Annotated in this window: 14 protein-coding genes, 1 tRNA gene and 1 pseudogene; 4 read left to right on the top strand and 12 right to left on the bottom strand. The window is 68.1% G+C overall.

The window, feature by feature from the left end; genetic code table 11:
* Positions 1–182 precede the first annotated feature (182 nt).
* From pknB to ACIBEI_RS20670, 6 genes are all read right to left on the bottom strand, one after another.
* A complete protein-coding gene (gene pknB, locus ACIBEI_RS20695) occupies positions 183–2,195 on the bottom strand; it encodes a Stk1 family PASTA domain-containing Ser/Thr kinase (RefSeq protein WP_398890754.1) in 2,013 nt (670 codons plus the stop codon).
* Between the two features lie 169 nt (positions 2,196–2,364).
* Positions 2,365–3,855: a peptidoglycan D,D-transpeptidase FtsI family protein gene (locus tag ACIBEI_RS20690; RefSeq protein ID WP_398890752.1), complete on the bottom strand. Its 1,491-nt coding sequence runs from the start codon at positions 3,853–3,855 to the stop codon at positions 2,365–2,367.
* Positions 3,852–5,291: an FtsW/RodA/SpoVE family cell cycle protein gene (locus ACIBEI_RS20685; protein WP_398890750.1), complete on the bottom strand. Its 1,440-nt coding sequence runs from the start codon at positions 5,289–5,291 to the stop codon at positions 3,852–3,854. Before ACIBEI_RS20685 ends, ACIBEI_RS20690 begins: the two co-directional genes overlap by 4 nt.
* Positions 5,292–5,317: 26 nt before the next feature.
* Entirely contained in the window at positions 5,318–6,892 is a 1,575-nt protein-coding gene (locus ACIBEI_RS20680; RefSeq protein ID WP_398890860.1) for a Stp1/IreP family PP2C-type Ser/Thr phosphatase, read from the bottom strand.
* 98 nt (positions 6,893–6,990) lie between these two features.
* Positions 6,991–7,515: an FHA domain-containing protein gene (locus tag ACIBEI_RS20675; RefSeq protein ID WP_398890748.1), complete on the bottom strand. Its 525-nt coding sequence runs from the start codon at positions 7,513–7,515 to the stop codon at positions 6,991–6,993.
* A 10-nt stretch (positions 7,516–7,525) separates the two neighbouring features.
* Positions 7,526–8,371 (bottom strand): DUF3662 and FHA domain-containing protein, encoded by an 846-nt coding sequence (locus ACIBEI_RS20670; RefSeq protein ID WP_190230799.1) that lies wholly within the window; start codon positions 8,369–8,371, stop codon positions 7,526–7,528.
* A 512-nt stretch (positions 8,372–8,883) separates the two neighbouring features.
* Here ACIBEI_RS20670 and ACIBEI_RS20665 point away from each other — a divergent pair.
* Positions 8,884–8,970 (top strand) — tRNA-Leu (locus ACIBEI_RS20665).
* 178 nt (positions 8,971–9,148) lie between these two features.
* Here ACIBEI_RS20665 and ACIBEI_RS20660 read toward each other — a convergent pair.
* The 3 genes from ACIBEI_RS20660 to ACIBEI_RS20650 all read right to left on the bottom strand — a co-directional run bounded on the left by ACIBEI_RS20660 (position 9,149) and on the right by ACIBEI_RS20650 (position 11,314).
* Entirely contained in the window at positions 9,149–9,826 is a 678-nt protein-coding gene (locus tag ACIBEI_RS20660) for a hypothetical protein (protein WP_398890746.1), read from the bottom strand.
* Positions 9,790–10,629 (bottom strand): hypothetical protein, encoded by an 840-nt coding sequence (locus ACIBEI_RS20655; RefSeq protein WP_398890744.1) that lies wholly within the window; start codon positions 10,627–10,629, stop codon positions 9,790–9,792. The genes ACIBEI_RS20660 and ACIBEI_RS20655 overlap by 37 nt, the downstream gene beginning before the upstream one ends.
* 391 nt (positions 10,630–11,020) lie before the next feature.
* Positions 11,021–11,314 (bottom strand): hypothetical protein, encoded by a 294-nt coding sequence (locus ACIBEI_RS20650; RefSeq protein WP_398890742.1) that lies wholly within the window; start codon positions 11,312–11,314, stop codon positions 11,021–11,023.
* 365 nt (positions 11,315–11,679) lie between these two features.
* Here ACIBEI_RS20650 and ACIBEI_RS20645 point away from each other — a divergent pair.
* Both ACIBEI_RS20645 and ACIBEI_RS20640 read left to right on the top strand, forming a co-directional pair.
* Positions 11,680–11,986 (top strand): annotated as a pseudogene (locus tag ACIBEI_RS20645) (DNA-processing protein DprA); the annotation flags it as partial.
* Positions 11,987–12,182: 196 nt separating this feature from the next.
* Positions 12,183–13,052, top strand: coding sequence for a hypothetical protein (locus ACIBEI_RS20640; RefSeq protein WP_398890869.1), 870 nt, complete (start codon positions 12,183–12,185; stop codon positions 13,050–13,052).
* Here the strand turns inward: ACIBEI_RS20640 and ACIBEI_RS20635 are convergent.
* Positions 13,033–13,638: a hypothetical protein gene (locus tag ACIBEI_RS20635; RefSeq protein ID WP_398890740.1), complete on the bottom strand. Its 606-nt coding sequence runs from the start codon at positions 13,636–13,638 to the stop codon at positions 13,033–13,035. The genes ACIBEI_RS20640 and ACIBEI_RS20635 overlap by 20 nt on opposite strands.
* Before the next feature lie 21 nt (positions 13,639–13,659).
* The gene (locus ACIBEI_RS20630; protein ID WP_398890738.1) at positions 13,660–14,070 is read right to left on the bottom strand and encodes a DUF4357 domain-containing protein; all 411 of its coding nucleotides are present in this window, start codon (positions 14,068–14,070) and stop codon (positions 13,660–13,662) included.
* Between the two features lie 336 nt (positions 14,071–14,406).
* Between ACIBEI_RS20630 and ACIBEI_RS20625 the strand changes: the two genes are divergently transcribed.
* Positions 14,407–15,921, top strand: a complete 1,515-nt coding sequence (locus ACIBEI_RS20625; RefSeq protein ID WP_398890736.1) for a hypothetical protein — start codon at positions 14,407–14,409, stop codon at positions 15,919–15,921.
* Positions 15,922–16,057: 136 nt separating this feature from the next.
* Here ACIBEI_RS20625 and ACIBEI_RS20620 read toward each other — a convergent pair whose 3' ends face one another.
* Entirely contained in the window at positions 16,058–18,205 is a 2,148-nt protein-coding gene (locus ACIBEI_RS20620) for a TIR domain-containing protein (protein ID WP_398890734.1), read from the bottom strand.
* Positions 18,206–18,309: the final 104 nt, after the last annotated feature.

Here is an 18,309-nt window from a genome sequence, read left to right as displayed (position 1 = left end):
ACCCCGTAGGGACTCACCCCGTAGGGGCACAGCCCCGCACCCCGGAGGGGCGAGGTCCCGCACCGCACCTCGCAAGGCCATGCAAATGGGGGCTTGTACTGCTCGACCGAGCAGTACAAGCCCCCATTGACGTTGACCGGCGGTCCACCAAGCGGTCCGCCGTATCCGGGGCCGTATCCGGGTCAGTCCTCCTCGCGGAAGGCCACCCCGTTGGCGCCTGAGATGAGGCCGCCGTTGCCGTTGCCGCCGTTGTTCTGCTGCCCGGCGTCGACCGTTCCGAGGTTGACCCTGTCGCCGGCCTTCACCTGCTGGCCCTCCTGCGGGTTGCTGGCGAAGACGATGGCGTTGTCGTCCTGCGACCCCTGGATGTTGCCGAGCTGGAGCTGGTTCTGCGCGAGAACCTGCTTGGCCTGGGCGAGGGTCATCTGGGTCACCTTCGGCATGGCGAACTCCTCTTCCTCCGCCGCCTTGCCGATCTGGATGTTCACCGTGGAGCCCGGGTCGGCCGAGGAGTTGGCCGTGGGCGACGTGGCGACGACCTTGCCGACGAGATTGTCGTCGTCGGTCTCCACATCGGTGCAGTTGCCCTTGAGGTCGTTCTGCTCCATCCGCGCCTTGGCGTCGTCACAGCTCAGGCCGCTGACGTCCGGAACGGTGGACTGCTCCTTCTCCTTGGCCACGGTGAGGGTGATCGTGGAGCCCTTCTCCACCTCGTCGCCCGCCGTCGGGTCCTGTTCGAGGACCGTGCCGGGTTCCTCGCTGGACTCCTTGGTCTCCGTCTTGACGGTGAAGCCGTACTTCTCGTCCTCGAGCTTCTCCGTGGCCTCGTCGACCGGGTCGTCGATGACGTTCGGCACCGCGACCTTCGGCGCCCCCGTCGACACCGTCAACGTGATCGTGTCGCCCTTCTTGACCTGCGACTCCGCCCTCGGGTTCTGGGCGCAGACACTGTTCTTCGGGGTGTTCTCGCAGGGCTTGGAGTCGATCTTCAGCTCCAGCTCGCGGTTGGTCGCCAACTTCTCGGCCTCGGACTGGGTCTTGTTCACGAAGTTCGGCGCCGGGAACGCTTCGTCGCCCGACCCGCCCTGTCCGGTGAACGCCCACTTGCCGATGAGGATCGCGCCGACCAGCACGAGCAGACCGGCGACGACCAGCAGGATCGTCGAGGTGTTGTTCTTCTTCTGCTGACGTCGGCGCCCGGAACGGTCGTCGTAGCCGTAGCCGCCGTCGTCCGGGTTCATCGGGGGCAGCATGGACGTGGCCTGCGCGTCCGTGGAGCGCAGAGCGGTGGTGGGCCGGTCGTCCGGGTAGCCGCCGTAGCCCACGGAGCCCATGGCCGCCGTGGCCGCGACGGGCTGGCCGTCGAGGCAGGCCTCGATGTCGACGCGCATCTCGTCGGCGGACTGGTAGCGGTAGTCCGGGTCCTTGGTGAGCGCCTTCAGGACGATGGCGTCCATCTCGGGCGTGATCTCGGGGTCGAAGACGCTGGGCGCCTGCGGCTCCTCGCGCACGTGCTGGTACGCGACCGCGACCGGGGAGTCCCCGATGAACGGGGGGCGGACCGTCAGGAGCTCGTACAGCAGACAGCCCGCGGAGTACAGGTCGGAGCGGGCGTCGACCTGCTCGCCCTTCGCCTGCTCCGGGGACAGGTACTGCGCGGTTCCTATGACCGCCGCGGTCTGCGTCATCGTCATGCCGGAGTCGCCCATGGCGCGGGCGATGCCGAAGTCCATGACCTTGACCTGGCCGTTGCGCGTCAGCATGACGTTCGCCGGCTTGATGTCGCGGTGGACGATTCCGTTGCGGTGCGAGTACTCGAGCGCCTGGAGGATGCCGATGGTCATCTCCATGGCGCGCTCGGGCAGCAGCTTGCGCCCGGAGTGCAGCAGCTCTCGCAGCGTGGACCCGTCGACGTACTCCATCACGATGTACGGGATGGAGATGCCCTCGATGTAGTCCTCACCCGTGTCGTACACGGCGACGATCGCGGGATGGTTGAGCGAGGCGGCCGACTGGGCCTCCCGGCGGAACCGGGCCTGGAACGACGGATCGCGCGCGAGGTCCGCTCGCAGCGTCTTCACCGCCACCGTGCGGCCGAGCCGGGTGTCATGGGCGAGATGTACCTCCGCCATGCCACCACGGCCGAGCACGTGGCCCAGCTCGTACCGGCCGCCGAGGCGACGCGGCTCTTCCATAGCTACCTACCAGCCCTCTCCGACGGTCCTGACCACACCACGTGTGGTCCGGCGGTGTGCTGTCCGGGCATACCGTACCCGGCTCGCCTTGACTGACCTGGCCACAACCGTCACCCGATACAGGACCGGTATCGCAACGTGCACCGATGTGAAGGGGACGTGAGCGGGGTCACTTCTTGCTGTCGATGACTGCCTTCATCACGTCCTTCGCAATCGGTGCCGCGAGACCGCCGCCGGAGATGTCGTCACGGTTGGCGCTCTCGTCCTCGACGACCACGGCGACGGCGACCGGGGAGCTGCCGTCGTCGAGCTTCGCGTACGAGATGAACCAGGCGTAGGGGTTCTCGCTGTTGTCGACACCACGCTGGGCGGTACCGGTCTTGCCGCCGACGGTGACGCCGTCCTCGTTGATCTGGCCCTTGGTGCCGGTGCCCTCCTTGACGACCGTCTCCATCATCGACTGAAGGATCTGGGCGTTCTTCTCGGACAGCGGCTCGCTCATCTTGGAGGGCTCGGTCTGCTCGATGACGTCGAGGCCCGGCGCCTGGAGCTTGTCGACCATGTACGGCTTCATGAGCGTGCCGTCGTTGGCGATGGCCGAGGCGACCATGGCCATCTGCAGCGGCGTCGTGGCCGTCTCGAACTGGCCGATCGAGCTGAGCGCGGTCTGCGGCTTGTCCATCTCCTCGGGGAAGTTGGAGGCGCTGGAGCGGATCGGCACGAACTGCTCCTCGTTGAAGCCGAACTTCTTGGCCTCCTCCAGCATGTCCTCCTTGCCGACGTCGACGCCCAGCTTGCCGAAGACGGTGTTGCAGGACACCCGCAGCGCCTCGCGCAGCGTCGCGTTCTTGCAGGGGATGTTCCCCTCGTTCTTCAGCTCGGTGGTGGTGTCCGGCAGGGTGTACGGCAGCGGGGAGTCGGTCTTCTCGTCCGCGCTGGTCACGATGCCCTTCTCCAGCGCCGCTGCCGCGGTGACCACCTTGAAGGTGGAGCCGGGCGGGTAGATCTCGCGCAGCGCCCGGTTGAGCATCGGGTTGTCGGGGTTGTTCTTCTTCTGCAGCTTCTCCCAGGCATTGCCGTCGGCCTTGAGGGAGTTACCGGCGAACGACGAGGGGTCGTACGAGGGAGTGGAGGCCAGCGCCAGGATCGCGCCGGTCTCGGGGTCGATCGCGGCGACGGCACCCTTGCCCTGCTTCAGCAGACCCTTGTACGCGGCCTTCTGCGCGGCGGCGTTGAGCGTGGTGACGACGTTGCCGCCCTCCTGCTTCTTGCCGGTGATCATGTCGAGGGTGCGGCGGAAGAAGAGCCGGTCGTCGTTGCCGGTGAGGATGCCGTCCTCGATGCTCTCCAACTGCGTGGCGCCGAAGGCCTGCGAGGCGTAACCCGTGACGGGGGCCCACATCGCGCCGTCCTTGTAGGTGCGCTTGTACTCGAAGTCGTTGAAGTCGTCGCCGCTGGTCTTCGTGGACCCGGTGATCGGGTTGCCGTCGACGATGATGTCGCCGCGCGGTGTGGCATAGCGCGCTATGGCGACGCGGCGGTTCTTCGTGTCCTTCTTCAACGTGTCGGCCTGGACGTACTGGATCCAGTTGTCGCGGATGAGCAGCGCGAGGACGAGGAGCCCGCAGAAGATCGCGATCCGGCGCAGGGGCTTGTTCACGGTCGGACCACCTGGGTCATCTCGGCGTCGGGGTTGGGAGCGGGGGCCGGCGCGGGGCGGCGGGCGGTGTCGCTGATTCTGATCAGGATGCCGATGAGGGCCCAGTTGGCGATGACGGAGGAACCGCCGTACGCCAGGAAGGGCATCGTCATACCGGTCAGCGGGATCAGGCCCATGACGCCGCCGGCGACCACGAAGACCTGAAGGGCGAAGGCGCCGGACAGGCCGATGGCGAGGAGCTTGCCGAACGGGTCACGGGCCGCGAGCGCCGTACGGACACCGCGCTCCACGATCAGGCCGTACATCAGCAGGATCGCCATCACGCCGGCCAGGCCCAGCTCCTCGCCGAAGGTGGCGAGGATGAAGTCGGAGTTGGCGGCGAAGCCGATGAGGTCGGAGTTGCCCTGGCCGAGCCCGGTGCCGAGGGTGCCACCGGAGCCGAAGGCCCACAGGGCCTGCATCGACTGCTCGGTGTGGCCCAGGACGCCTTCCTGGCTCAGCTCGTACTCGCGCATCGGGTCGAGCCAGGCCTGGACGCGCTGCTGGACGTGCGACTCGAAGGAGGCGACACCGACGGCGCCGGCCGCGGACATCAGCAGACCGAACACGATCCAGCTGGTCCGCTCGGTGGCCACGTACAGCATGATCACGAACATGCCGAAGAACAGCAGCGAGGTACCCAGGTCGGTCTCGAAGATCAGGATCAGGATGGAGAGCGCCCAGATGACGACGATCGGGCCGAGGTCCCGCCCGCGCGGCAGGTAGAGCCCCATGAAGCGGCGGCTGGCCAGGGCCAGGGCGTCGCGTTTCACCATCAGATAGCCGGCGAAGAAGACCGCCAGGGCGATTTTCGCGAACTCACCGGGCTGGATGGTGCCGAGGCCGGGAATCTTGATCCAGATCCTTGCGCCGAAGACGTTCACGCCGAGGCCTGGGACCAGCGGGAGGAGCAGCAGGATCACCGCGGCGACCATGGAGATGTAGGTGTAGCGCTGCAGGACGCGGTGATCCTTGAGGAAGATCAGCACGACCACGAACAGGGCGACGCCCAGCGCGGAGTTCAGCAGCTGGCGGGGGGCCGCCTCGAAGAAGTTGTCGCTCTGCTGCAGCCGTTGCGACTGGTCCAGGCGCCACACGACCGCCAGGCCGATGCCGTTGAGCAGCGTGGCCAGCGGCAGCAGCAGCGGGTCCGCGTAGGGCGCGAACTTCCGGACGACGAGATGGCCGACGCCCGCGAGCAGGCCGAGGCCGAGGCCGTAGCTCAGCAGCCCGGGCGGCACCGAGTCGTTCATGGCCAGACCGACGTTGGCGTAGGCGAACACCGCGATGACCACGGCGAACACCAGCAGCGCGAGCTCGGTGTTGCGTCGGCTCGGTGCTCCGATCGAGCCGATCGTGGACGTGTGGTGCGTCGACGGGTTGGAAGTGCTGCTCATCGTGTGACAGGGCCCCTCACGGCTGCTTACTGCTTACCGCACAGCGAGACCAGCTTCTGCTCTTCGTCGGAGAGGCTGGGGCCGGGTGTGGGAGTGGGTGCGGTCGTGGACTTGGACGGGTCGGGCGATGTTGTACCGGACCCCGACGGGGTCGGCGTAGGTGTCGCCTTGGACGCGGCAGAGGTCCTTGTGGTTCCCGTGACACCGCCGGCCTCGCCCTCACCGGTCTTCGCGTTCTCCTTGCTGTCTGCCTCGCGGCGCTCGGCGTCCTTCTTGCACGCGGACGCCTGGGTGGCCAGCTCCTCGATCTTCGAGCGGGCGTCGGTCAGACCGCCCTCGGCGATCGTGGCCTTGACCTGCTTCTGCTGGTACGGCGGCAGGTACTTGAGTTCGATCTCGGGGTGATCCTTCTCCACCTTCGAGAGCGAGACCCAGGCCAGGTCCTGGCTGATCCCCTGGTACAGCGCGACGTGCTCGTCGTTGGCGCCGACGTAGTACTGCGTCTGCGTCCAGCGGTAGCCGCCGTACAGTCCGCCGCCGATGACGCCGAGCGCCAGCGCGATGTAGAGAGATCTCTTCAGCCACTTCCGGCCGGAGCGCGGCTTGACGAAGTCGTCGTCCGAGTAGCCGCCGAAACCGCCGGTGGGTACGTAGCCGGTGGTGTCGCCGCTGCCGGGCGGGCCGAACTCTCCGCCGCCGCCCTGCCCGGGCACCTGCCGGCCGAGGCTGGAGGCGCGGCCGGCGGGCGTCTGCATGGCGCCGTTGTCGTGCAGCTGGTGCTGGTTCTCGGCGACCGCGCCCACGACGACGGGGGTGTCGGAGAGCTGCCCCGCGAGGGTGTCCCCGCCGTCGATGTCGAGGACGTCGGCCACGATGACCGTGATGTTGTCGGGGCCGCCGCCGCGCAGCGCCAGCTCGATCAGCTGCTGCACCGTCTCCTGCGGGCCCTGGTAGCTGGCGAGGGTGTCCTCCATCGTCTGATGGGAGACGACCCCGGACAGCCCGTCGGAGCAGATCAGGTACCGGTCGCCGGCGCGGACCTCACGGATGGAGAGGTCCGGCTCGACATGGTCGCCACTGCCCAGCGCGCGCATGAGGAGTGACCTCTGCGGGTGGGTGGTGGCTTCCTCCTCCGTGATGCGGCCCTCGTCGACCAGGCGCTGCACCCACGTGTGGTCCTGCGTGATCTGCGTCAGCACGCCGTCCCGCAGCAGATACGCGCGGGAGTCACCGACGTGTACGAGGCCGAGCCGCTGCCCGGTCCACAGGAGCGCGGTGAGGGTCGTTCCCATGCCTTCGAGCTGGGGGTCCTCCTCGACCATCATCCGGAGCTGGTCGTTGGCGCGCTGAACGGCCGTCCCGAGCGAGGTGAGAATGTCGGAGCCCGGCACGTCGTCGTCGAGCGCGACGATGGTGGAGATGACCTCGGAGGAGGCCACCTCACCGGCGGCCTGGCCGCCCATTCCGTCCGCGATCGCGAGCAGCCGGGGACCGGCGTAACCGGAGTCCTCGTTGCCCTCGCGGATCATGCCTTTGTGCGATCCGGCGGCGAAGCGCAGTGACAGACTCATGCGCACCTCGCCCGTCGGCTCCGGGTACATCCGCACGGTGCCCACCCTCCGGTCGGGAGCGTGCCGGGGTCCGTCGTGTGGACCGCCGCTGCCCGCTCGCTCCGCTCGCGCTCATTCATGATGTAGCACTACTTCCGCAACTCGATGACGGTCTTGCCGATGCGGATCGGCGCGCCCAGCGGGATCGGCGTGGGAGTCGTCAGTCGGTTCCGGTCGAGATACGTGCCGTTGGTGGACCCGAGGTCTTCGACGATCCACTGGCCGTCACGGTCCGGGTAGATCCTGGCATGCCTGCTGGACGCGTAGTCGTCGTCCAGCACGATGGTGCTGTCGTGTGCACGTCCCAGGGTGATGGTCTGCCCCTGCAGGGCGACCGTCGTGCCCGTGAGGATGCCCTCGGAGACGACCAGCTTGGTGGGGGCGCCGCGGCGCTGACGGCCGCCGCCGCTCGGTGGTGCCGCCTGCTGGCGCTGCTGCGGCGGCGCGGCTTGGCGCGCGTTCTGCTGCGGCCGGTTGGCGTCCCTGCGCGAGCCGCGCTGTGTGACGCGCGTTCCGAACAGGTCGCTGCGGATGACCTGCACGGCCACGATCACGAACAGCCACAGTACGGCCAGGAAACCCAGCCGCATGACCGTGAGGGTCAGCTCTGACATTGCCCCCGCTTCACCCTTCGGCTTGCCGGTAAATGATGGTGGTGCTGCCCACGACGATCCGCGAGCCGTCGCGGAGCGTAGCGCGGGTGGTGTGCTGCCCGTCCACCACGATGCCGTTGGTGGACCCGAGATCCTGGACGGTCGAGGGCGTTCCGGTCCGGATCTCACAGTGCCGGCGCGAGACGCCGGGGTCGTCGATCCGCACGTCGGCTTCGGTGCTGCGACCCAGCACCAGAGTCGGGCGGGAGATCTGATGGCGGGTGCCGTTGATCTCGATCCAGTGCCGCGTACGTCCACCCGGCTGCGGGGCCGCGGCGGGCCGCTGGCCCGCGGGTGCGGCGCCCGGACGGCCGCCGGGGGGCGGCGCGGCAGGCATGGGAGGAGCGGCTGCGGGCGGGTAGCCGTAGCCACCTGCCTGGCCGCGGGCTGCCGCCGGGGGCGGGCCCGCGGGTGCGCGCTCGGGAGTGGCCTGCTGGTTGGCGGAGGAGGCGAGCGTACGGCTGCGGACCCGGTACAGGCCCGTGTCCAGGTCGTCCGCCTTCTCCAGGTGCACCTTGATGGTGCCCATGAAGGTGTAGCGCTGCTGCTTGGCGTAGTCGCGCACCATGCCGGCGAGCTCGTCGCCGAGCTGGCCGGAGTAGGGGCTGAGCCGCTCGAAGTCGGGCGTACTCAGCTCCACGATGAAGTCGTTCGGGACGACGGTCCTGTCGCGGTTCCAGATCGTGGCGTTGTTGTCGCACTCGCGCTGGAGCGCTCCCGCGATCTCCACGGGCTGGACCTCGGACTTGAACACCTTGGCGAAGGTGCCGTTGACCAGACCTTCGAGACGTTGCTCGAACTTCTTCAGGACTCCCATGGGGCACCTCCTCCTTCGTCGTTGCCCTGGTACTGCTTACTGATCGTATCCACGCGCCGGGAAATCGGCTGGTTCCCCCTGTCGGCCCGGTCGACAGAAGTCGACGCCCACTGAAGTCCCCTCCCGAGGTTCCCTCGGAAGCCCCTCTTCGAACTCCCCCCGGGCACTCCGTATGAGAAGGATCGTAGAGGTGGCGTCCCCACAGTGTCCCGCACCCGACTGTGGACCCTGGCCCCCTCCTGGGGAGATGGCCTGGACCGGTACGAGGTTGATACGTGAACCGGTTCTCGTTGATACGTGGAGAGTGGGGACGGAGGGATCCGGGGTGCCGTCCGAGGCGGTCCCGCAGGTGATGAGGCGGTGCAGCGGGGCTGATGAGGGCCGCCGCGGAGGTCCGCTGCCCCACCGCCGCCCCTCGGAAACGGATGTGAATCCACCCCATCCAGCGTGCTAATCTTCTGCATGTCGGCAGGCGCTCACCCACTCGGTGAGAGACGGGCGACACACCCAATGCGCGGGTGGCGGAATAGGCAGACGCGCTGGATTCAGGTTCCAGTGCCCGCAAGGGCGTGGGGGTTCAACTCCCCCCTCGCGCACCACCACGGAGCACCGACGAAAGTGCTCTGGTTGCACCGACGAAACGGGCCCATCGTGATCACGATGGGCCCGTTTCGGTATGCCTGGGCAGGCCAGGGTCGGTGTGATGGTGCTTACATGCATGACTGCCCGGCGGCTGGTGGGCCGCCGGGCAGTCGGCTTTTTGAGGTTGTTGATCTCTTAGCGGGCTATCGAAGTGTGGGCAGACTCACTCGTTGGGCTCGGTCTCTTCCGGCCTGGTGTCGTAGCCCTTGGGGGTCCAGGTGCCCAGGGGCTTGGGCTTGCGGCGGAGGGTAGGGCGGCGATGGGGGCGGTTGCGTTGAGGGCGTCGGCGTCGGCCCAGGCGGTGAGTTTGCGGCGGTTGGCGTGGGCGAGCTGGAAGGCCAACAGGATCGTCTGGGCGGCGATGCCGCGGATGCGGCGGGTGCCGGGTTCTTCGAGGCGTTCGCGGAGGGCTTCTTTGGCGTAGCCGTTCATGCCTTCGATGCTGTTGCGGAGGCGGAAGTAGACGCGCTGCCAGGTCTCGGAGCCGTTCTGGAGGGGTTGCCAGAGGGTGGCGCCGGTTTCGGGCGGGATGGTGATCGTGCACTGCTTGCAGCAGGCAGTGGGGCCGGCCGGGCCGGGTTCGGGGTCGATCAGGGGGAGGTGGATACCGCGTCCGAGGGTGTAAGCCTTGAGGGGGCACTGGGTGCCGTTGGCTTCTGCGGGGCACATCATGCGGCGGTGTCCCTCGGCGTCGGGACGCTGCTTGGGCATGAAGAGGTAGGCGGTGCGGGCGCGGATGCGGTCGATCCAGGTCGGCTTGTCGATCCTCTCGGCGATCAGATCCTTGGTGGCGTCCGTGAGTGATTGGGGCATGGAGGGGCAGTACCAGTTGCCTTCGACGAGCTGGGCGCCGCTGGAACCGGCTTGGACGCCGAGCTGATCCTTGGCGTAGTCGTAGACGGGCTCATAGCCCATGGCGCGGATACGGAGCTGGAAGTTTTCGGGCTTCTGGTCGTTGTAGGCGCGGGTCCGGCCCATGACCAGGGGTGGGCAGCCGAGGGGATCCTGGTGCGTGCGAGAAAGTTGGTGACGGTGTTGGTGCCGCGGGCGTGGCTCTCCGGGCGGAAGAGGTAGCGGGCTTGGCTCGGGCGCGAGGCCCGCGTGGTGGCTTCGATGAGGACCGGGGCCCAAGCGGTACGGCGCAGAACGGTCCTGGTGCGGGAGCCGCGTACGCCGACGGCGACAGCCCCATTGAGGGCCTCGCGGACGTCGTGCGTGCGCAGCGGGATGACCTCGGGTGAGTCCAGGGCGCAGCCGAAGCCGAGGGCCAGCAGGGTGAGCAGGCCGAAGCGCAGCTCGTCGGTGGGCTGGGCGCGGGCGTTTGCGTACAGCTGGGCCTGCTCGGGCTGCGTGTAGGGGCGGGAGGACTCCTCCATGTGCAGGCAGCCGGTGGCCAGGTACCCCTCGATCGCCTCGCGGGTGAGCAGGTGCTCGGCTCGGGTAGGTCGTCCCGTTGCGTACGCGTGGGCGGCGGCGTGGGCCAGGGCGCCGAGCCAGTCGCGGGCTTCCTTCGGCGTGGTGGGTTTGGCCTTGGTCACCGTGCGGCGGCAGTCGGGACCGATGCGCTCCCAGACCGGGCCGGGGAGTCGGGGCCGGTACCGCTCGATCGCGTCCATCGTGACTCTCCATCAGGAATAGACCCCAGGCGGGGTGATATTCCAATAGCATTCGATGGGCGGGATGGCCGCTGTCATGCCAGGAGGTCCGGATGGTGACACTCTTCGCTGTGTCACAAGGAGACAAGCGCAGCGCAAGCCAGTTGGGTACGTCATCGAGGGTGCCTGGCCGGTCGCCGTGCTCGAAGACCACCACGGGGCGCAGGTCGCCGCGCGCCTGAAGAGGGTGCTCGACGCGCACGGCTGGACGATGGTCGAGGCGTCCCCGGCGCACCGGTGTCGATCGGCTGACGATCGCCACGCTCGAGAAGGTCCTGGATGTGAACCTGTGGCCAGGAAGAAACCCGGGCAATCCGCCAGAAAAGGTAGAGTGATTTCGCCTCGGATGTGCCTACGACGCACGCGGCGACCACCGGCAGGCCCTGAATCCCCTCCACCAGGCGATGACCGAGGCGAGGCGCCGCGACTGGGCGCACAACGGCTGACCGCCCGCGTGCTCGAAGCCACCGGCATAGCCTTCGAACATCTCGGTCAGCGCGCCAAGGCTGTTCACGCGCTCCGAGAAGCTGTCGGAATCCTGCGGCAACAAGGAACCGGCCCGGTCGAAGCCCGTGTTCTCACGCGACTTGCTGACATGGCGGAACGGGCAGGAAGCGCGGAACGGACGGCCATCCGCGACTGGCACACGCCCGCCGCCGAGTTCTACGTGGCAGCCGGATCCCCTACGGCAAGCGCACCGAGGGACCGGGCGCAGCAGTACTCCCGGCAGGACCTGCTGTCGGGCTGAGCCGGGTGGGGCAGGGGCCTGCGAACGCGATCGTGGCCCATCTCACCCGTATGGAACACCTCTGATTGATATTCCAATAACAGCCGGGGAGTGTGGCTGGCGTGACGTCCTCTCACACGCTCTCCCCCGCCGTCGTCCGCCCGGTCGTCATGGACCTGGTGGCGCACTGACTCCTGCTGCTGCCCGATGGGTTTCGACGCCCGAACGGCTGGTCCGTCCCAGCTGGCCCCGTACACACGGGTGAGCCCTACCGCCAGCCCGCGGTGCGCTACCTGCGGCACGAGGGCGCTCTGCCCCGCCTGCGGATCGCACTGGTCGACACCGCCGCGCACGGAACCGCTCTCGCCGTCGGAGGCCGGGCCGCCGCCGTCATCGGCACTGGCCTGCGGTGCTCCTACCCGGCGCAGAACGCACGGCTTCAGCAGGAGATCGCCGAGCGGGGGATGCTGATCTCCCAGTTCTGGCCGGACGCTGCGCCCTCGAAGGTCTCGTTCCGCGCGTAACGCTGTGATGAGTGGTTACAGTCTCGCCACTGTGGTGGTCGAGGCGGCGTACCGCAGCGGGGCTCGCATGCAGGCCCGCCTTGCTCTGGAGCACGGTCGACGGGGCTTCCTCATGCGCTCTCTGATGACCCACGAATGGGCACGTGAGTACGTGACCAGGCCCAACACAACCGTCATCGACGGCCCTGACGACGTCTTTGACGAACTCGACTCTCTCGTCCCCGCCACGGGCGAGCTCACCTGGGCGGAACCGGCGGATTCGGGTGGCAACCGTCGTCTGGCTGTCCGACCACTACGCCAACTTCCTCGTCCACCCCCTGCTGTCCGGCCCAGGCGTCGCCGACGCCGTGGTACCGGTGAGCCTGGCCCTCAAAGGCGAGCAGTACGCCAACGAACCATGGCGCTACAAGAACACCGCAGGCCCTCAGCATCGGTACCTCCGCATGGGCCTGGCCCCCGTGGCGTTTCCTCGCCCTGCACAAATCCTGCATCGCGGACCGCTGCGCCGTACCAGCTTCGATGTCGTCACCACCGGGCCCAGCACCAGCGGTCGGGCGGACCATCCCCTGCACACCATGGTCGGGGCCACCAACGGCTGCCACCACGACTTGCTCACATCGGCACCGGACACGCTCACCCTCGGCCGTACCGCATCACCTGCGCGCTACACCTCGTCGACGCTCTGGGGCGAGAAAGTTCTGCTCATCGACGACACCTGGACCACCGGCCAGCATGCCCAGTCGGCTGCGGCAGTCTTGAAGGCCGCCGGCGCGGGGAGCGTGGCCATCGTCGTCCTCGGACGGCACGTGAACATTTCATACGGCGACACCGCCCCGTTTGTCGAGCAGGCGAGGCTGCGCCGCTTCACCTGGGACGTGTGTGCACTGCGGTCATGGAGCCACAGCGAAATAGCGCGAAGCGCGAAGCCTTGCACCGGCTCCGATTCGATGGGTGACCGAGTGGCAGGTGAGGCACTGACCCGCACTCGCTTACACGGCGGAGGTGTTTCACAATGGCAGCGGAGCCGGTGCTCCGCGGAGTGGCCGGAAGTGAGCCCGGGAAGTTCCCGCCGGACGGCGGGGTCCCGGGCTCGCGCCTTCCTCACCCTGCGCGTCAGCCGTCGTCAGCGGTGATGCGTATGACCTCGACCGCATGCCGGACGGTGCGGAAGTAGCCCGGCGTGCCGGTGCGTGCCGCGACGTAGGCGCCGGCCACGGAATCTGCAGCCCAGAGCAACGGCTCGCGCGGCCCGGGCTCGTGGAACAACCGCAGGGCGGACCCGATCGTGCCGCTTGAACGCAAGTAGGCGATCGCCTTGTTGTCGCGTCCGTTCTGCTTGGCCTCCCGGCTTTCGGCGACGAGCCGTGTCACCCCGCGCAGGTCGAGTTCCCACGCCATGCGCGCGAGACACTTACGACGACGACGCTCGGACGCTTCGCCGGGACGGCCGTCCCGTACGACGATCAGGTGCTGGGCGTCGAGTGCAGCGATGCGCTCGATGAGGAACGCGCGACGCCGGAGGGACTCGCTGTGCCAGTGCAGTTTGCGCTGGCCGGGAGCGCGCAGGGACAGCATGGTGGCGCGGGCGGGCTCCAGGGTCCTTGGCTGGACCAGTGTCACGGCCAGGAGGTAGGTGTCGGGATCCGCTTTCCGGTCGGACTCCGACTCGTCCATGAACGCGAGAGGCCCCGGCGTGGGCCGGGCGGTCGGGTGGAACATCGCCGCGAAGTCCTCCAGCGGTCAGGCCTCGCTCTGTTCGAGTTCATCGCGCAGGTCGTCCAGGGTGCGACCGTCGGCCAGACGCCACGTGATCCAGCCGTTCGCCTGACTCTGCGTCACCGCGAACGCGGCCTTCGACGGCGAACGGAACGGCGTCAACTTGCCCTCGACCGTAAGAGTGCCGTCCGCATGGACCGTTGCCGTCGCCGATCGGTTCGCACGCGGCTGGTGAAGGTGCAGCCGAGTGCCGGGAGCCAGGAGCCCCGCGTGGAGCAGGGGGGCGAGTGGACCGGTCGGCCGCGGCGCCTCGGCCTGCGCCACGGGTTCGTCGCTCGCGCTGACGGTGAGGGTGAGTTCGATGGTGCCGTCTGCGCCGGCTTCGGCGAGCTTGGTGAGTAGATCGCCGGGCAGGTGGAGTACGACGGTGGGCATGCGACCTCCGTGATCACTGGGAGCGCTCTTCTGCTGAACACTGATGATGACAGATGAACTCAGTGAAGACGTGGTGTATTCCCAGCACTACCAACGGGTCAGGTCGAACGCCGCCAAGCAATAGGGATCCACGGCGTCCGAAGGGCTGTACTGCAGTTGATCGCCGGCGATGAGCGCGGTCGACACATCGAGGCCCACGACGTTGGGCAGACCCTCGCCGGTCACCTACAGACGCGCGCTGTGCTGGTCGAGGAGGAGGAAGCCGAGCAGACGGAATCCCTTGTCACATCGGATCGCGCGGACCATCCGGCGGTCCGGCTTCCGAGAGGTGAAGGCATGCTGGAGCAGACGCCGGGCGTATACGACCAACTCGTCCGTGTGGAGGCAGAACTGACGGGTACATTCGAGGATCTGGAACGGGCTGAGAGAGTCTTCGGCCGCCAACCCTGGTGGATCGTCCGCCGCCCGGCGAGCGCCGGCTTCGCGGCGGTCCACAATCAGGAACACAGGGGCTGGTACGTGTTCGAACTGTACGTTCCGGATGGTCCGGCCCGTCGGGCCGCGCGCGTGGCTGGGGACGAGGTCCAAGCGGTGGCCGACCGGGCGGGGATCCCTTTGTATGTCGAAGACAGGGATCCGCTCCGCCGCTCCCACCAGCCAAGGCCCGTACGGTACGAGTGCAGGGTCGGCCGGACCGACGGGCAGCGATGGCGACTGCAGCTCTCGGAGTGGGCGCGGCGCCTCGGCGCCCACGACACGGGCCGCGTTGTGACCGCCAACGAGGAGGTGGTCGTACGCCGGCTTCCCGAGGGCACGGCGCGGGCTCCGTACCTGGGAGTGGGGTCGCGGCACGGAGGTGGCGGGGACATGACGGAGGTTGCCATCGGACGGGCCCGCGTGACGGGGACGGTCGCGATGTACGCCGTCCTTGTGTGCGGCGTCCTTGCCGTGACGCTCACCGCGTGGTGGCTCACACTGCTCCTGCCGGCCTGCGTGGCTGCGGGCGTGACCATCTATTACGCGCTCCGCAGGATGGACGGACCGCGGACAACCGCCGTCATCGTCACGATGGTGACGTGCTGGGCGTTCCTTGCCGGGATGGGGATCTGCGTGCGCTGGGGCGCCGACCAGGCTGGGGAAGTCGTTCTCGGCGTCGGCGGAATCCTCTTCGTAGGAAAGGGGTTGCGCCTCCTCCTGCGTACCTGGAGCAGCAGGAGGATCCTGCTGACCCTGTTGATCGCTCTCGTTCCGGTTCTGCCGCCGTGGATGCTCGGCCTGGGCACGGTCAGCCACGCGTTCTACGCGGTCGGGTTCGGCATCCCGTCCGAGAACGTGGCGGTCCCGGACGCGCTCCACGTACTGGCCGCGCTCTACGTGTTCAGCGTGATGCTGGTCGTTCTTCTCGTGGCGCTGGCCTGCTGGGGATATCTCAGGCACGGTTGCCCGTGGCTGCTCGACCGCGGCGTTGCAGTGATGCTCGCGGCGAGCGTGGTGGCGGCGGGAGGCATGGTCTGGCTGTCCGCCGTCACAGACCCCGCGGTCGATGCTGCGAGCGCGGCGAAGGCGGACTGGTCCGGTGGCCGCGTCCCCGGCCAGTACTGGGGTATCAAAGTCCGCCCGGTGTGCATCACTCCGGTCGTCCCGCTCGGTGAACTTGCGGTGGACGGAGGAGAACTGAATCCATCCCGGGTCTACGCCTCCTTCGGCACCGTGGACGGTTGGGTGACGCTTTGGGACGCCCGGACGGGGGACGACTTCTCGGTGCCGGCCGACCATGTGCGCGCCGTGCCGGCGGGTCCGGGAGAGCCCGGTGACGCGATACCCAGGTCATGCGACGGCCGTGGTGTCTGACCAGGAGACGAAGCCTTCTCCTGCACAGGACTGCCGTACCTCGCGGAGGCGCTGCTCCAGTCACCCACTCAGCCGAGCCTCAAGTCCCACGTCGACGTAGGCCACGGCTCCAGCGTTGTGCGTCAGAGGTCGTGTGTCAGCGGGGGAAGGATTCGTCGGGCGAGGTGCGGTCTGTCTGGGTGTCGACGAGCAGGTCGATGCCGCAGAGCCGGCCGAGGTCGTGTGCCGCCGCCGTGAGCGGAGCGCGCAGCGCAGAGAGTTCGGTGCGCATCTTCGCGGTCTTGTCCCAGAGCTGCTCGTGCCGGATGGAGCTCACGCCTGCCGGTCGGGAGGCTTCGTGTTGTTGCAGTTCTGTGTGCCAGGTGGTGAGGAAGGGACGCAGGTGCTCGTTGATGAGACGGGAGGCGATACCTGGCAACGCGACCGGGGTGTTGCACTCGGCAGCCATCTGGTGCAGGGACTTTCGGGTTGTGGCGAAAAGCGTGTGCAATGAGGTGAGCGCCTCGCGCAGGGAACCCTCGCCGGGCGGCAACGGCTGGACGCCGACGCGGGTGACGAGCTCGATCTGCAGATCGAAGGCGGCAGCGCGTTCCACGGGGCTGGGTCCGCGCCCCGGTTCCGGGGTGATGACCGGTCCGGGTGGAGCCGGGTGCTTCTCTGAGCTGGTGCGGGCGGTCGGTGTCGTGAGGGAGTGGAGCAAGACGCGGCGTAGGTCCTCTTGACGTGCGGTGTCGTCGTCACGGCGACGTACAGTGCGCGCGAGGAGCGGATGTACGGTCCAGGAACCGTCGTGTGCGGTACCGGGACTCAGGGAACCGGTGCCGAGCAGTGCGTCGATCGCGTGGGAGACGAGTGACGAGGTCTCCCATGGGTCGTACTCGGGCAGTGCGCCAAGAACCTCCTCCATGTCCTTCGGGGACAAGGGCGCCGGGCAGGCGACGGCCAGCAACCTCAGCACGTCGGTGGTGGGCGCGTGTCCGGTCAGCGAGTGAGGCAGGAGAGCTGTGGTGAGGGGGCCGTTGAGGATGTCTGGGCCGGGGGCGTACAGACGGTTACGGGTGTGGACGAAGCCGGTGGCGGCGGCCAGTTCGGCGAGGATGTCCAGGGCTTGTGGATGTCGGCCGACGTCATGGACCAGCGACGTGGCGGCGGCCAGCTCGCCTTCGTTCCGCGGACGGTCGCGGGCGGTGAGCAGGTGCAGACTGTCCGGGGTCGGTAGCGGCGGGACGTCGATGACCTCCGCGAACGCGGTATAGCGCAGGGAACGGGTGGTGAGCAGCGTCGAAGCGAGCAGGTGGGGCCCGCGCATCAAGTGCAGCTGCCCATCGGCCAGACCGTCGGGGAGCCCGTCGACGACCCAGAGGCAGGGTGCGCCCTGCTCGCCGAGAAAGACGGCCAAATGGCTGAGCAGCGAGGGAAGTTGCTGGTCGGGCATGTTCAGGCCGAGTGCACCGGTCACGGTTGCCACCTGCTGCGCGTAGGTGTCCATGACGGTTGAAGGGTCCTCGCCCTGCAGCGCGTGGAGATCGAACCAGAAGATGCCGCCTGTGAACGCCGAGCTGAAACGGAGTGCGTACTCCTGGGCCAGGAGCGACTTGCCGATGCCCGGCATCCCCCGCAGCTGGGCTGTACGCCCTGAGCCGGTGCTGCTCGGCGCGACGAGCGGAGAATGGTGGCGGTGCAGTGCGGTGTGGACGTGCCACTGTTCGGTGAAACGGCCCGTGAAGCGGGATGAGCCGGTGCGGGCCGGTGCGGGAAGCCAGGATGCCGGTGGAGTGTGGACGCCCGCGGGAGACCAGGAGCCGCTCATCGGTGCAGGTAGCTGTGCGGTGTGCGAGGCAACCTTGGTCGCGAAGCGCTCCAGTGCCTCCGGTGTCGCGGGCCACGGCCAGTGGCGAGCGTCACGCAGTTCCACAGGCTGTACGTGGTCGGCACTCGTATCCGGGTTGACGACGAGGACGCGCTTGCGTGGGTCGCCTTCCCGCTGCCCGGCCAGGTACGCGTAGGTGAGCTCCCACTGGCAGGCGCGTCGGCGGGGATAGTCCGTCGAGTAGACGGCCAGCAGCGCCTTGGAGCGGGCCAGTGCGGTCGTGATCGTGGCGGTGATGGAGGCGAAGTCATCGACAGCCGTCTCGTCGACGAACACACGCAACCCGTGCTCACGCAGCGCCGACGCGAGGACTCCGGCTTGCTGGGCATCAGATCGGCTGTAACTGACGAAGACATCCCACCGGGATTCCGCTTCGACACCGCTCGGGTTCGCGGTGAGGGCCGGAATCGTCATGCGGTGGTCCCCGTCATTCGCATAACCCCGAAATCAGCGGGGGGGGGGGCGTTGTTGCATGGTCGCTCGCCCATGACAGTGGGCGGCTGGGGCAGGGCAAGGAT

The sequence above is a fragment of the Streptomyces sp. NPDC050988 genome, assembly GCF_044456225.1.
Lineage (GTDB): Bacteria > Actinomycetota > Actinomycetes > Streptomycetales > Streptomycetaceae > Streptomyces.
Note: the sequence above shows the minus strand (reverse complement) of the source record. Positions and strands in the feature narration are given on the sequence as shown.

Excerpts from the sequence above, each read along its gene's own strand:
- ACIBEI_RS20655 (WP_398890744.1), bottom strand. The coding sequence starts at position 10,629 with ATGGACGCGATCGAGCGGTACCGGCCCCGACTCCCCGGCCCGGTCTGG.
- ACIBEI_RS20670 (WP_190230799.1), bottom strand. The coding sequence starts at position 8,371 with ATGGGAGTCCTGAAGAAGTTCGAGCAACGTCTCGAAGGTCTGGTCAAC.
- pknB (WP_398890754.1), bottom strand. The coding sequence starts at position 2,195 with ATGGAAGAGCCGCGTCGCCTCGGCGGCCGGTACGAGCTGGGCCACGTG.
- ACIBEI_RS20660 (WP_398890746.1), bottom strand. The coding sequence starts at position 9,826 with ATGCCCCAATCACTCACGGACGCCACCAAGGATCTGATCGCCGAGAGG.
- ACIBEI_RS20625 (WP_398890736.1), top strand. The coding sequence starts at position 14,407 with ATGCTGGAGCAGACGCCGGGCGTATACGACCAACTCGTCCGTGTGGAG.
- ACIBEI_RS20685 (WP_398890750.1), bottom strand. The coding sequence starts at position 5,291 with ATGAGCAGCACTTCCAACCCGTCGACGCACCACACGTCCACGATCGGC.
- ACIBEI_RS20635 (WP_398890740.1), bottom strand. The coding sequence starts at position 13,638 with ATGTTCCACCCGACCGCCCGGCCCACGCCGGGGCCTCTCGCGTTCATG.
- ACIBEI_RS20630 (WP_398890738.1), bottom strand. The coding sequence starts at position 14,070 with ATGCCCACCGTCGTACTCCACCTGCCCGGCGATCTACTCACCAAGCTC.
- ACIBEI_RS20675 (WP_398890748.1), bottom strand. The coding sequence starts at position 7,515 with ATGTCAGAGCTGACCCTCACGGTCATGCGGCTGGGTTTCCTGGCCGTA.
- ACIBEI_RS20680 (WP_398890860.1), bottom strand. The coding sequence starts at position 6,892 with ATGTACCCGGAGCCGACGGGCGAGGTGCGCATGAGTCTGTCACTGCGC.
- ACIBEI_RS20620 (WP_398890734.1), bottom strand. The coding sequence starts at position 18,205 with ATGACGATTCCGGCCCTCACCGCGAACCCGAGCGGTGTCGAAGCGGAA.